12 protein-coding genes and 1 tRNA gene are annotated in these 14,088 nt (G+C 59.0%); 5 read left to right on the top strand and 8 right to left on the bottom strand.

Translation table 11 applies throughout. The annotated features are described in order from the left end of the window. The 4 genes from BMZ40_RS18755 to BMZ40_RS18740 form a co-directional block, all read right to left on the bottom strand. On the bottom strand, positions 1-767 hold a 767-nt coding region (locus tag BMZ40_RS18755; protein WP_143075699.1), incomplete at its 3' end, for a type VI secretion system Vgr family protein. Between the two features lie 221 nt (positions 768-988). Further along, complete coding sequence (locus tag BMZ40_RS18750) at positions 989-3,691, bottom strand: molybdopterin-dependent oxidoreductase (RefSeq protein WP_245751151.1); 2,703 nt, start codon at positions 3,689-3,691, stop codon at positions 989-991. A 450-nt stretch (positions 3,692-4,141) separates the two neighbouring features. Further along, the gene (locus tag BMZ40_RS18745; RefSeq protein WP_092379575.1) at positions 4,142-4,495 is read right to left on the bottom strand and encodes a response regulator; all 354 of its coding nucleotides are present in this window, start codon (positions 4,493-4,495) and stop codon (positions 4,142-4,144) included. Positions 4,496-4,724: 229 nt separating this feature from the next. Next, positions 4,725-5,264: a hypothetical protein gene (locus tag BMZ40_RS18740; RefSeq protein WP_092379572.1), complete on the bottom strand. Its 540-nt coding sequence runs from the start codon at positions 5,262-5,264 to the stop codon at positions 4,725-4,727. A 157-nt stretch (positions 5,265-5,421) separates the two neighbouring features. On the opposite strand from BMZ40_RS18740, the gene gcvH reads away from it, so the two are divergent. The 4 genes from gcvH to BMZ40_RS18720 all read left to right on the top strand — a co-directional run bounded on the left by gcvH (position 5,422) and on the right by BMZ40_RS18720 (position 9,983). Then, the gene (gene gcvH, locus BMZ40_RS18735) at positions 5,422-5,802 is read left to right on the top strand and encodes a glycine cleavage system protein GcvH (RefSeq protein ID WP_092193150.1); all 381 of its coding nucleotides are present in this window, start codon (positions 5,422-5,424) and stop codon (positions 5,800-5,802) included. 104 nt (positions 5,803-5,906) lie between these two features. Next, complete coding sequence (gcvPA, locus tag BMZ40_RS18730) at positions 5,907-7,235, top strand: aminomethyl-transferring glycine dehydrogenase subunit GcvPA (RefSeq protein ID WP_092379569.1); 1,329 nt, start codon at positions 5,907-5,909, stop codon at positions 7,233-7,235. Next, on the top strand, positions 7,232-8,683 hold the full coding sequence (gene gcvPB, locus BMZ40_RS18725; protein ID WP_092379567.1) for an aminomethyl-transferring glycine dehydrogenase subunit GcvPB: 1,452 nt from the start codon (positions 7,232-7,234) through the stop codon (positions 8,681-8,683). The genes gcvPA and gcvPB overlap by 4 nt, the downstream gene beginning before the upstream one ends. A gap of 184 nt (positions 8,684-8,867) precedes the next feature. Beyond that, complete coding sequence (locus BMZ40_RS18720) at positions 8,868-9,983, top strand: HDOD domain-containing protein (protein WP_092379564.1); 1,116 nt, start codon at positions 8,868-8,870, stop codon at positions 9,981-9,983. Here the strand turns inward: BMZ40_RS18720 and BMZ40_RS18715 are convergent. From BMZ40_RS18715 to hslV, 4 genes are all read right to left on the bottom strand, one after another. Next, positions 9,980-10,186: a DUF3999 family protein gene (locus tag BMZ40_RS18715; RefSeq protein ID WP_092379561.1), complete on the bottom strand. Its 207-nt coding sequence runs from the start codon at positions 10,184-10,186 to the stop codon at positions 9,980-9,982. The two genes, BMZ40_RS18720 and BMZ40_RS18715, sit on opposite strands and share 4 nt — an antisense overlap. A gap of 251 nt (positions 10,187-10,437) precedes the next feature. After that, entirely contained in the window at positions 10,438-11,319 is an 882-nt protein-coding gene (gene argB / locus BMZ40_RS18710; protein WP_092379581.1) for an acetylglutamate kinase, read from the bottom strand. Between the two features lie 598 nt (positions 11,320-11,917). After that, on the bottom strand, positions 11,918-13,258 hold the full coding sequence (hslU, locus tag BMZ40_RS18705; RefSeq protein ID WP_177193277.1) for an ATP-dependent protease ATPase subunit HslU: 1,341 nt from the start codon (positions 13,256-13,258) through the stop codon (positions 11,918-11,920). After that, positions 13,258-13,833: an ATP-dependent protease subunit HslV gene (gene hslV, locus BMZ40_RS18700; protein WP_281243830.1), complete on the bottom strand. Its 576-nt coding sequence runs from the start codon at positions 13,831-13,833 to the stop codon at positions 13,258-13,260. Before hslV ends, hslU begins: the two co-directional genes overlap by 1 nt. Before the next feature lie 174 nt (positions 13,834-14,007). On the opposite strand from hslV, the gene BMZ40_RS18695 reads away from it, so the two are divergent. After that, positions 14,008-14,084: transfer RNA gene (locus BMZ40_RS18695), tRNA-Arg, on the top strand. Positions 14,085-14,088: the final 4 nt, after the last annotated feature.

Genomic DNA, 14,088 nt, shown 5'->3' with positions numbered 1-14,088 from the left:
ACCGGGGCCTTGAGCGGATCCGCCTCCATCTGGCCGACCTCAAGGTTCAGGCGCGTTTTTTCAAAATTCCATTCCCGGAAGGTGCAGGCGTCGCTGCCGATGGTCCGACGCAGTTCGACGGTTCTGACGGTGGGCGCATCCGTTTCGGTGCCCGCTCCGGGATGGAAACGCAGCAGGCTTTCGCCCCCGATCATGGGGCCGCCCTCCCGGTCCGAGAAGCAGAGTATGTGGCGGTCCCGGAAATGCTCGAAGTAAAAATAAATGCCTTCCTCCTCGCACAGGCGGGAGATGAAATGCAGGGCCGTCTCGCCGTATTGCACGCAGTATTCGCGCGGCGCGTAGTCGAAGAAGCACTTGAAGGCGTAGGAATCGCCGGTGAAGTTTTGTTCTTTCAGCACCTGCTCGATGATCCGGGGCACGCTCATGTTCTGGAAGATGCGGTGGTCCGTGACCAGCCCCAGAAACCACAGGCGCGGGACCAGAACCGCGCGATAGTGAGTATGGACATTGGCGGTGTGCAGTTGCGTGAAACTGCGGATGACGCCACTGACATGACGCACGCCGCCGCTTTTATCGGCGATGCCAAGACAGGCGGGCCTGCCCAGAAGCTCGGCAAAATCAAAGCTCGCCGATTCATGGATCAGTTCGATTTCAAATTCGTAGGGCTTGTGGACTTCTTCGGTACCGGAAAAGGCGTAGACACGCAGATCGGAATGGGCGGGAGTGTCGAATGTGAACCACGGGCTGTTTGCTGACGGATGCGGCATGGCTTCTCCTTATGTGTCGGGAAATGGCGGGCATTTTCGTACCAGTTTGCCAGCGATTGCCGCGTCGCACATTGGGGAGAAGGTGTAGTTTTATTAAAAGATGTTAAGGAATTGCACGTAATGACCTGGAATCCCGCCACGCGATTGCTCTTCTGAAAAAAAGCGAAGGCCCCCGGACAGACCATCTGTCCGGGGGCCTTCGCCTTTGGGAGGGGAGAAATCTAGGCGGCCCGTTCCACCCTTGTCTTGATGTACTTGAGTAGCGGGGTGCCGCCCGTGGACTCCGTGCGGTTCGGGGGCATCAACGCGCCGGGCACGTTGACTCCGCCCATGTCGGGATACTTGGGATCGCCTTCCAGACCCCGCACATGACCGTAGCCGCCGGCCGCGGCCAATACACCGGGACGGATGTCGTCGGTGACGTCGGCCTTGATACGCGTGACCCCCCAGGGCGAGGACAGCTGAACAAGGTCGCCACTCGAAATTCCGTGCTTGGCGGCGTCGGCCGTGTTGATCAAAAGCGTGTTGGTTTTCCTGAGCTTCATCAGCTGATAATTGTTGAACGTCGAACAGTGCTCGTGCTGCAGGAGGCGGATATTTCCGAACAGGAAAGGATACTCGGCGTCCGGCAACAGGTCCTGCTCGATGGATTTGAAATCGGGCAGGGGATCAACGCCCTTTTCCGCACTGACGGGATTGAGGAAGTTGTACTTGCCGGTCCTGCTGGACCCCGAACTGCCGTACCCTGCGGGCGGATTGATGCTCTCCCATTTCCTGTATTTGTGATACTCGGCCGCATCGGTCAGGATGAAGCCTTTTTCGCGCAGCTCCTCGAAACTCCAGGGCAGATCGCGCATCTGGTTGGCAAAAGCCTCCTCCATGTTCTTCCACGGCACCGCGTCGGTCACGCCCATGCGCTGGGCCAACCCCTCGATGATCCGGTACATGGGCCACGAGTCGTACATGGGAGGCACGACCTCGGCGAAGTAGCTCAAGAACGCCTCGTAAAGCCAATCTGGCTTGACCTGCTGCTGTTCAAGCCAGGTCGAGTCGGGCAGGACAACGTCGCTATAGAGTGCGGTGTTGCACATGAAAGCATCGACGGTCACGCAAAAATCAAGCTTTTCAAGGCCACGGGCCACGGATTCGCTGTTGCCCCAAGTCAGCACCGGATCGGCCCAATAGGAAAAGAGCGCCCTGATCCTGCCGTCTCGAACCTGATCCTCGAAATTGGCTGGCGACCAGCCGGACCAAAGGCCAAAGGAGTCGACCTTAGGGGCGGCCTTCTTTTCGGGCTTTTTCTGTCCGTCGCGCCAGGCCGAGCCGAGCTTGCGCTTGAACGGCAGGCTCGGTCCGCCAGGAGCGTCGAAAGTCCCGCACAGGCCGTTCAGGGCCTGGATGGCCGCCGTGGCCCAATGCGCGTTGGGCGTCTGCGCGAGCCCGGTCCAGGACAGCACGCCCTTGGCCCCGGCCCCGGCAAATTCACGGGCAACGCGGGCCAGGGTTTCGGCCGGAATGCCGCAGATAGCCTCGGCCCACTCGGGGGTGCGGGCCACGCCGTCCTCCTCGCCCACGACCCTGGCGCGGAACTGCTCGAAACCGGTGGTCCAGTCGGCCACGAACCGCTTGTCGTACAAATCCTCGGTGATGATCACGTACGCCATGCCCATGGCCGCCGCGCCGTCGGTTCCGGGCACGATGGCCAGCCATTCCGTGGCCTTGGCCGCCGTTTCGGACTTGCGCGGATCAAAGACGACCAGCTTCGCGCCCCGATCCAGGGCCTTCTTGAAGGCGGCGGTCTTGCGCTGCCCGTAGGATGTGGCCAGCTCGTTGTTGCCGAAGAGGATGATGTAATCCGACTCGTCGTAGTTGATCCAGGGGCGCTTGTCGTTCAGGTTGTGCTCGTTGGCCATGCGGCTTGAATTGTCGCACATGGTGCGATGCGTGCCCTTGGGGCAGCCGAGATGCTCGAAAAAAGCCTCATGCACGAAGTTGGCAAAATCATTGCCACGAAAATAGGCCAGCTTGCCCTCGGGCACGCTGGCCAGCCGGGAGGCGACAAGATCCAAGGCCTCGTCCCACCCTGCCTTGCGAAAGCGGCCATTCTCGCGGATCAGCGGAGTCTTGAGCCGATAGGCGCTGTAGACGTGCTTGGGCGATGCGCCGCCCTTGGGACAAAGCCTTCCGCCGCTCTTGGGATCCCCTTGCAAACCGGCCACACCGGTCAGAATGCCGTCCTTGACTTTAGCGGTCATGCCGCACAGGGCGCCGCAGGTGTAGCAATGAGTTGGAATCTCCCGGTCCTCCCGGGCGTCGATCGCTCCGGGCAGAATCAGGCTCGCGCCGAAGGGGAAAGCCGCCTGACGCAGCCCTTCGGCCAGCGCCGCGCAATCCCCGGCCGCATCTGGAGCTTCAAGCGCCAGGTGCGCGCAATCCAGAAAAGCCCCGCAGGCAAGCCCCAATTCCCGATACCAAGGGTCCTGGGCGCAGGAGGCCAGCTGCTCGCAAAAAAGCTGTCCCCAGGGCAGGAGCGTCTCCGATAAAAACGATGCATAACCATCCATGTCTCCCTGCTCAAGCAGATGGGCGCACAAATCGAGTTCCACCGCGATATGATCCTCCAAATCACGGAATTCAGGATCGACGTGCACGCCAAAAGCGCGCAGCTTGGCCCGCAGATCGAAAACAGCCTGCTGCTGGACCACTGGCGCCTTGCCGCGATGAACGGATTCATACGGAAAAACGGGGTTTGAACCCGCATTCAAGAACAGGTCGGCATACTCGTAGCGCAGCCCGGCATGACGCCCCAAAATATCCTTGTCTCGGGAACAGGCCATGAGACGAAGGATCGAGCTGCCCAGGGCGCTGCCCTCTTTCTCAACGGAAGCTTGAGTTTCAAAGGTCCTGGATGCAATGCTGATCAAGGCATCCTTGGCAACTTCATCTCGAAGAAGTGTGGAAAAAAATCGATGGACAAGTATAATATCTACTCTAGAGACCTCATTCATAATTCCCTCCGAACTTTACATATCTCACATAAAAATCATACTAAACTGATATAATATGATTAAGAATATACGTGCTGAAAGAAATATATACTCCCATATTCTCTTTCAAACGCGAAAGTAGGCACGAGTGGCCGATATGCAACCAAAAAATGAGATATCAAAATAATTGATAAGTTTTGAACCCGCCAGTGCGAACGAGAAGAGATTCAACCGCGAACTTTGTGAAAAAACGAAGTTGCCGGGGAATTGATCTGACTTATGCAGGCCGCTTGGAAGGACACAATCAAAAAGCGCAAAGACAGATGATTTGCGCTTTTTTACGAATGCAGAACAAAAAAGAGGGACGTGGGAACTTGCCGCGTTTTTTCAGATGAGCTTTTTAACCGCCCGCATTAGCTCGGAACTGTCGTACGATTTGACCACATAGGCGTCGGCGGCGATGGATTTGAGGTCGAAGCGAAAGCTGTCGTAGGCCGTGCACAGGATGATGGGCAGTTTGGCATGCTTGCAACGGATGATCTGGAGCATGTCGAGTCCCGACCTGCTCTCAAGTTTGATATCGAGGATGATCAGGTCGGGCTTGTGATCCTCCACCAGGGTCAGCGGATCTTCGCTCCCGTCCGAAAGTGTGACATCATAGCCCAGGGCGCGAAGTTCCTCGGCATAAAGCATTCGCACATGCTCTTCATCGTCGATCACCAGAACCGTCTTCCGATCCATAAATGCCTCCCTTGCGTCAAATTTTCTGTTTCATAGCAGACTTTAACCGGCCTTGGGAAGATTCTCCTGTTCAAAAAACAATTCCGCAGCAATTTGGGCACGGATCGGCAAAATCGGTCCTGCCGCCCCTGCTGCCTGTTCTCTGCTGAAAATTAGATGGAAGCAAAGGCAACCTCAAAGCACAGGTGCCGCCCGAAGGCGGCATCTGCCCGACAAAGCTCGCGCGCCCTTATTCCTGCATTTCGAAAATTGCGTCCAATTCGGAAACAAAGGGCTTCACCGTGTCCTGATCTTGCGGCGACGCAGTGAGCACCTTCTCCATTTCCGCCATGCTCGTCTGCATCTGGGTAATCATCTGGGTCTTGTACTCGGCCGGAATGTCCTTGTTCCCCTCGATCTCGGCAATGGATTGCCGCATCTGGCCCATGACATCCTGCCCATCCTTGCCAAGCCTTACGGCCATGTAAGCCTGGGTCACCTGCTGGGAAACCGTGGACCAGGTGTTGAAGTCAAACCCGTGCTTTCCGAGAATGGCCTCCACATCGCGCTGTTCCTTAAGGCCCTGGGCCCAATCTGTAACTACCTGAGCGGTGCTCGCTGAATCACCGTCGTCTCCGCTCTCTTCGGCATACTGATCGAAATACGGCTTGAGTTCCTGCATGGAAGCAATAAAACCCTGCACGTCACTCGCAGTCAGCCCGGAACACCACGCGTTTGAGGAAACACACAACATCATCATGAAAAGCCCCGCCAACCGCACCAATTTCATACTCCCTCCTCGAAGAACAATTAGTAATGCATAATCTATTTTCCGCGCCCCTCATCTCTTTATTGCGCTTTCGTGGCAATATATTTATGTCAGCGCGAACTCAAGGGGCTGGAAAGATCCAGCGCCGAATCTCCAAAAGACAACACTGGAGGCTGTCATGAATCCCAAGGAACTTCTATACGCAAAATCCCATGAATGGGTCAAAATCGAAGGCGACGAGGCCGTGGTCGGCATCAGCCATTTTGCCCAGGAACAGCTCGGTGACCTGACCTTCGTCGAACTCCCCCAGCCCGGCGACCAGGCCGAGGCCGGAGCCGAGATCGGAACCGTGGAATCGGTCAAGGCTGCCAGCGAAATATACTCCCCGGTCAGCGGAGAGATCACCGCTGTCAACACGGAACTGGAAAACGCGCCCGAGCTGGTCAACAAGGATGCATTCGGCGCAGGCTGGCTGTTCAAGGTCCGCCTTGCCTCCGCGCCCGAAGGACTTCTGGACGCCGACGCCTACGCAGCCCTGTGCGCCGCCGAAGCGCACTAACCCTTATCATCAAGGCTGCCCTTCCGCTGCGCGAACGTTCACCCTTTTCCGCCTGAACTCATCGCCTCCGGCCGGATGGACGCAGCCCATCATCCGGAGGCGACATGCCCTTCATACCGCATACACCTGCCGAACAGAGCGAGATGCTGGCCACCGTCGGCGTGGACAGCATGGAAGCCCTGTTCGAGGACATTCCTAAAAAATTCCGGGCCGCTGAACTGAATCTGCCTCGTGGCCTCAGCGAAATGGAAGTCCGCCAGAAGCTCGAAAAGACGGCGGCCAAAAACCACACGGATCTGACCTCTTTCCTGGGGGCCGGATTCTACGATCACTACATCCCAAGCGCCGTGGACGCGCTCTGCAGCCGGGGCGAATTCTACACCGCCTACACCCCCTATCAGGCCGAAGCCTCCCAGGGCATGCTGCAGGCAATATTTGAATACCAGACCGCAGTGGCCCGTCTTCTGGACCTGCAGTACGCCAACGCTTCCCTCTATGACGGCGGAACGGCGCTCTACGAAGCGATCATGATGGCCGTGCGCCAGAACAAACGCACGCGCATCGTCATATCCGAGAGCGTGAACCCCATCTACAGGGTCATGCTCGACAGCTACACCACGAACCTGAAGCTCGATCTGGTGACCATCCCCCACCAGAACTGCAAGACGGACGTGGACGCGCTGCTTGCCGCACTAAATGACGACACGGCGGCGGTCATCGTCCAGAACCCCAACTTCTTCGGGACCATCCAGGATTTCACGGCCCTTTTCACCAAGGCCCGCGAACACAAGATCGTCTCCATCATTTCGACCTACCCGATCATGCAGTCCCTGCTCAAGACTCCGGGCGAAATGGGCGCGGACATCGCCGTGGCCGAGGGCCAGAGCCTCGGGCTGCCGCTCAGTTTCGGCGGACCTTACCTTGGCATCATGGCCTGCAACAAGCAGCTCATCCGCCAGATGCCCGGCCGCATCGTCGGTCGCACGGTGGACAAGACCGGCAAGACCGGATTCGTGCTGACCCTGCAGGCCAGGGAGCAGCATATCCGCCGCGAGAAGGCCACCTCCAACATCTGCTCCAACCAGGCCCTGTGCGCCCTGCGCGCGCTCATGTACATGAGCCTCCTGGGGCCCGAAGGCCTGAAGCGCACGGCCCAGGTCGGCATGGAACGCGCCAATTACGCGGCCCGGCGTCTGGAGCAGCTGCCCGGAGTGCGCGTGGTCAACCAGCCCTTCGGCAACGAATTCACCGTGGAGCTTCCCGTGCGCGCCTACGAGGTCATCGACAAGCTCCTGGTCGCCAAATACGTCCCCGGCTTCCCGCTGGGCCGCTACTATCAGGGCATGGACAACCACCTTCTGGTGGCCTGTACCGAAAAAACCACACAGCAGAGCGTCGGCATCCTGGCCGAATTGATTGGAGGTGCCCTGTGAAAACCATGTTCTCCGATTCCGCCAAGGGCAGAACCGGCGTGTGGCCCGACGCCCCCAAGGGGAATCCGTCGTCCACCATCCCGGACGAACTGCTGCGCGGCTGCGCCCCGAAACTCCCCGAACTGTCCGAAATAGACGTCATCCGTCATTTCACCAGGCTTTCGCGCCTCAATTACAGCGTGGACAGCAATTTCTATCCCCTCGGGTCGTGCACCATGAAGTACAACCCGAAATTCACCGAAGTCGTGGCCGCCCAGCCCGGGTTCACCTCCGTGCACCCGCTCATTCCGCAGCTCAAGGGAGCCGGAAACATGACCCAGGGCGCCCTGGAAGTGCTCTACGAGACCGAGCAGCTGCTGGCCGAGATCACCGGCATGGACGCCTTCACCCTGCAGCCCATGGCAGGAGCCCACGGCGAACTGACCGGGGTCATGCTCATGGCCGCCTATCACAACGACAAGGGCAACAAGAAGACCAAGATCATCGTGCCCGACTCGGCCCACGGCACCAACCCCGCCTCGGCGGCCATCGCCGGGTACGATGTCGTCTCCATCGAATCCAAGAACGGGATGATCGACCCCGACGAGCTGGAAAAGGTCCTGGATGACGAGGTCGCGGGACTGATGATGACCTGCCCCAACACCCTGGGACTCTTTGAATGCGGCCTGGAACGCATCGTCAAGCTGGTCCACGGCGTGGACGGGCTGCTCTACTACGACGGCGCGAACCTGAACGCCATCATGGGCAAGATGCGTGTCGGCGACGTGGGCTTCGACGTCGTGCACCTGAACCTGCACAAGACCTTCGCCACCCCCCACGGCGGCGGCGGACCCGGCTCCGGCCCCGTGGGCGTGAGCAAGCGTCTGGTGGACTATCTGCCCGTTTCGCGCGTGGTGAAGCTCGAAGACGGCCAATACTACCTGAACTACGACTATCCCAAATCCATCGGGTACATCGCGCCCTTCTACGGCAACTTCGGGGTCATCCTCAAAGCCTACGCCTACATCCTGCGCCTGGGCCGCGAAGGCATCGTGCGCGCCTCGGAAAATGCGGTCCTGGCCGCCAACTACATGCGCAAGCGTCTGGAGGATCATCTTGAAATCCCCCACGACCGCATCTGCATGCACGAGTTCGTGGCCTCGGCCGCGAAGCAGTCCGAAAAGGGCGTGCGCGCCCTGGATCTGGCCAAGGCCCTGCTCGACAAGGGACACTACGCCCCGACCATCTACTTTCCGCTCATCGTCAAGGAATGCCTGATGTTCGAGCCTACGGAAACGGAAAGCAAGGAAACCCTTGATGGATTCGTCGATGACCTGATCGAGATACTCGGACGTGTCGATACCGATGCGCAGTCAATTCAAAACGCTCCCGTGACCACTCCAGTGGAGCGCCTCGACGAGGTACGCGCGGCCAGAAGCATGGAGCTTGTGGACGACGCCGGACTCTGATTCCACTCCATTCGCCATGAAAAAAGCCTCCGCCATCGGAGGCTTTTTTCATGGCGTTGCATAATGATCCATTCTATATTTCAGACAATTTTACGATGCATATGATGCATGATAAAATTCATTGCAATCACGCACCCTCGTGCTTAAGGAAATTCCACATATTTTCTTTTCTCACGGGGTAATCATGTCATACATTTTCGTAGTACCAGCCCTGCTTGCTTTTGCAGCGCTCATGTATTTTTATGTGTCGCGCAAGCCGGAACTGGAACCCATCGTCGGCGAGGATCATGATCCCGTAAAGATAAACCCGATCGTCACTGAGCAAAATACATTCAATGAGTGGGAATCGGTGTTGATCCGCGCCCTGGATCACATCTACTCAGGTACGCCGTCCACCACCGGCAACCAGATGACCCACGTCTACGAACCGCCTTCGGCGCTGGCTCAAACCGCCATCTCGAATCTGGTCAAGGCCTTCGACAAGGTCGGCACCCTGCATTCCTCCCTGGCCGCCATCGACAAGCCCGGCGTCAGCATGAAGGAACTTGGCGATCTGGTCACCCGCGACCCACTGCTCTCCTCGCGCGTGCTGAAAACCATCAATTCCCCGTTTTTTCGCGTGGCCACGGATGTCAAATCCATCCACACGGCCGTGAACATCCTGGGCCTGACCAATCTGAAAAACCTCATCGCCTTCGGGGTCATGCCCTATTCGCTGTACAAGCACCCTGAACATCAACGCATGTTCAAGAACATCTGGCAGCACATGAACTCCACCGCCATCGCCGCCTCGTACATGGCCAGGGCCAGGCAGGACCTGGACAGCGGCGCCCTGTACACGGCGGGACTGATGCACGACATCGGCAAGCTCGTGCTCATCCTGCTGGTCAAGGATCCCGAGGAGGGCGAAGTGTATCCCCAAACCCTGGACCGTGAATACGAGCGCCTCATGGCCACCCATATCCAGGCCGCCCAGATCATGGCCAGGAGCGGCAGCATTCCGGAGCAGCTGCGCACCCTGGTCCTGAGCCATCATCTCCCCGGCCTGCTCCCGATTTCCCAGCTCGAATGCGACGGGCAGCAGGCCAAGAGCATGACCGTGCTTTTTCTGGCCAACCAGGTGGCCAAGCTCATCTCGCCGCACGGCACCCTGCTCGACGATGTCCGCAGGCTCAACCAGCTCGACCCCAGCTTCCGCGAGATCGTCTCGAAACAGGAAGCCCGGGAAATCCTGCTGAGTCCCGGGCTGATAGATGACGTCATGAACAACGTGCGCCTGGTGCAGGCGACCCTGAACTAGACCTGCGCTGCTTTTGTCGACTGCCGGATCAGGTGACGTCCGGCAGTCATTTTTTTTTGATCCAGGGTCCGCACCAGCTGCCACGCCATGAACCCAAGCAGGACCACCCCCAGGCCAAGCACCGCCCAAAGCACAAATGCGGCATGATTGGGTTCCGGCAACAGACGGTCCTCGCCGCCCAGAACAACCGGCGCCGCTATCACGGCCTTACCCGGCCCTCTTTCAGGGCGTCGGCACTTTCACGCCCAGCACCGCATCCCCCCCCCTCATAATCCAGCACGCTCACCGGCAAGACGGACGGCAATGCATGCACGCATGTACCGTCCTCCCCGGCTCGCCGGTCAAGGGCACGAAGCGGCGGGTCAAACAGGCGCATGTACCTTGCGCGGGAGGACGCAAAAAAGCCCGGCCACCACCAAAGCGGAACCGGGCTGCGTGGCAATGCAAGGCAGGACTATTTGCTCGTGATCTCCGAACCGATACCGCCCTGGGTGAACATTTCGAGCAGGATGACGTTCTCCACCCGGCCGTCCAGGATGTGGGCCTTGGACACGCCGCCGTCCACGGCCTCCAGGCAGCACTTGATCTTGGGGATCATGCCGCCCGTGACCACGCCCTGCTCCAGGGCATGCACCGCCTGATGCAGGGTCATGGAGGAGATGAGCTCGCCCTTCTTGTCCAGAACGCCGGGCACGTCGGTCAGCAGGATGAGCTTCTTGGCGCCCACGGCCACGGCCACGGCGCTGGCAACCGAGTCGGCGTTGATGTTGTAGGTGTGCCCTTCCTCGTCCACGCCCACCGGGGCGATGACCGGAATGAAATTGGCGGCCTGCAGGGAGCTGATGACCGAAGTGTCCACGGCCACGACCTCACCGACATTGCCAAGGTCGATGATCTCGGGCGGCGCGTCGGCGCGCTCCACGGCCATCTCCAGCTTCTGGGCCCAGATCATCCGTCCGTCCTTGCCGGACAGGCCCACGGCCCGGCCGCCCTGGGTGTTGATCAGATTGACGATCTCCTTGTTGACCTTACCCACCAGCACCATCTCGACCACGTCCATGGTCGCGTCGTCGGTGACGCGCAGGCCCTGGCGGAACTCGGAGGTGATGCCGAGCTGCTTGAGCATGTTTCCGATCTGCGGCCCGCCGCCGTGCACGATGACCGGATTGACGCCGATGTAACGCAAAAGCTGGATGTTCAGGGCGAAGCTCTTGCGCAGGGCCTCGTCCTTCATGGCGTGACCGCCGTATTTGATGACGATGGTCTGGCCGTAAAACTCGCGGATATAAGGCAGCGCCTCCAGAAGAAAGGCGGCTCTCAATGCTTCTTGTGACATGGCTCCCTCGCGGACGTGAAAGGTGGGGAATGGGGCCGGTTTGACGGCGTGCGGAAATACCTTGGCAAGGTGGGGGGGAAAATTCAAGCACAATGATGAATGGGGCTTGGGGGCGGGATCACTGATCAGCAAAGATGAAGAATCCGCAAAGACAGGCTCTCTGGGCGGACGCGCTCCGGGTTGGTCCGGGCCAGGGACCGCCGAAACTCCATCGCGGGCCTCGTAGAGTTGAATCGCTGCGTGCAGGACGGCAAGATCGATCAGCACGCCAGGCAACGATTCAACAAACGATGCCAGGCTCAGTCAGACAGTCGGCGACCCTGCCCCGGACCAACCCGGAGCGCTTGGACGGAGCAAGGACCAGCTATTGCGACTCAGGAACTGATCAAAATGCATGAACCAATGTCATCCCCTTGAAGAAGGGGATCCTTCTTGTTCCAGGCTGGTATATCAAGCACGGAATGGATCCCCGCCTTCGCGGGGATGACGCTGTGGTAAACGGAATGAAGCCTCCTCTCTGCGAAGAAGACTCTATGGTAGGCGGAACGCCTGCAAATCAGCAGGCGTTCCTTTTTCAGCGGACCTATTTTACCGAAGCCTACAGAATGTAGCGCGTCAGATCCCGGTCCTCCTGCACATCGCGCAGAGCCGCCGTGACGTAATCCCGATCGATGGTCACCGTGGCGGCGTCCATGTCCGGGGCTTCGAAAGACAGGTCGGAGACAATCTTCTCCATGATTGTGTAAAGCCTGCGCGCGCCGATGTTTTCAGTTTCCTCGTTTATCTTCTGGGCAAAACGGGCGATTTCATGAAGCGCCTCGTCGCTGTACACGATCTCGATCTTTTCCGTGCCGAGCAGCGCCTTGTACTGCACGGTAAGCGCGTTCTGGGGCTCGGTCAGGATGCGATAGAAATCATCCTTGGTCAGGGCCGCAAGCTCGACGCGCAGGGGAAAGCGCCCCTGCAACTCGGGCACCAGATCCGAGGGCTTGGACATGTGAAAGGCTCCGGCCGCGATGAAGAGAATGTGATCGGTGCGGACCATGCCGTACTTGGTGTTGACGGTGCTGCCCTCGACGATGGGCAAAAGGTCGCGCTGCACGCCCTCGCGCGAAACGTCGGCCTTGCCCGAACTGTTCCCGCCGCAGATCTTGTCGATCTCGTCCAGAAAGACGATGCCCGATTCCTGAACCCGTTCGCGGGCGGTTTCGTGCACCTTGTCCATGTCGATAAGGCGCTCGCACTCGGACTGGATGAGGATATCGTAAGCGTTCTTCACAGCCACTTTCTTGGTCTTCTTTTTCTTGGGGAAGACTTTGGAGAACATGTCCTGCATCTGCATTTCCATGCCTTCCATGCCCGGCACGCCCATGACCTGCACGCCACCTCCGGCGGAGACCTCAACCTCCACCAGGCGGTCGTCGAGCTTGCCCGCCCGCCACAGCTGACGAAGCTTTTCACGGGTCGAATCGGCGGCCTGGGATTCAGGGCCGATATAATCGACTCCGGCCGATTCCAGCGGCTTGGTGGGCAAAAGCAGGTCCAGCAGACGCTCTTCGGCCGAAACCTCGGCCCTTATGCGCACGCTCGCCTCCTCTTCCTGGCGGACGAGGTTGACGCCGATCTCCATCAGGTCGCGGATGATGGATTCCACATCGCGCCCCACATAGCCGACCTCGGTGAACTTGGTGGCCTCGACCTTGATGAACGGGGAACCGGCCAGCCGGGCCAGACGCCTGGCGATTTCGGTCTTGCCCACGCCTGTGGGGCCGATCATGAGGATGTTCTTGGGCGCGATCTCCTCGGCCAGCTCGGGGTCGAGCTGACGGCGGCGCCAGCGGTTGCGCAGGGCTATGGCGACCATGCGTTTGGCCTGGTTCTGGCCGACAATGTATTTGTCCAGCTCGGACACGATCTCACGGGGGGTCAATGTATTCATCAGGAGTTCCTGGTCACGGTTTCAAAGATGATGTGGTCGTTGGTGTACACGCAGATCTCGGCCGCGATGGCCATGGACTTGCGCACGATGTCCTCGGCCGGAAGGTCCGTATGGCGGCGCAATGCGCGGGCCGCAGACATGGCGTAGGCCCCGCCGGAGCCGATGGCGGCCACTCCGTCGTCAGGTTCGATGACATCCCCGGTGCCGCTGAGCATGAGGATATTCTCGGCATCGGCCACCAGCAGCATGGCCTCAAGACGACGCAAATACTTGTCGCTGCGCCAGTCCTTGGCCAGCTCCACACTGGCACGGACCAGATTTCCACCAAATTCTTCAAGTTTTGCTTCAAATTTTTCGAACAGCGTGAAGGCGTCGGCCGTGGACCCGGCAAAACCGCATACGATGCGGTCACGGTACAGACGTCGGACCTTGCGGGCTCCGTGCTTGATGGCGATGGCCTGCCCAAGCGTGACCTGACCGTCGCCGGCCACGGACACGCCCTTGTCGTCCTTGACCGCCAGAATAGTTGTTCCGCGCATTTCCTGCATGATTTCTTCCTTATGGGGTGCGCTCATTGATGGCGCGTGAATAAAGCATTCAAGTTGGGCACTCCCCCGGCCTTGTCAAGGCGGCGGCGGGAAAATGACATTTGGAACGCATGCCTGGGAGGGGGGAAAGAAAAAAAATGAAATTCGGGAAAAAACTGCTTGACGATGAAGCCTCTTGTCCATAGTAACCGACTTCTCGACGCGCCCGTAGCTCAGTTGGATAGAGTGCCTGACTACGAATCAGTAGGTCGCATGTTCGAATCATGCCGGGCGCGCCACGAA

Source organism: Desulfomicrobium apsheronum (assembly GCF_900114115.1).
GTDB lineage: Bacteria > Desulfobacterota > Desulfovibrionia > Desulfovibrionales > Desulfomicrobiaceae > Desulfomicrobium > Desulfomicrobium apsheronum.
Note: the sequence above shows the minus strand (reverse complement) of the source record. Positions and strands in the feature narration are given on the sequence as shown.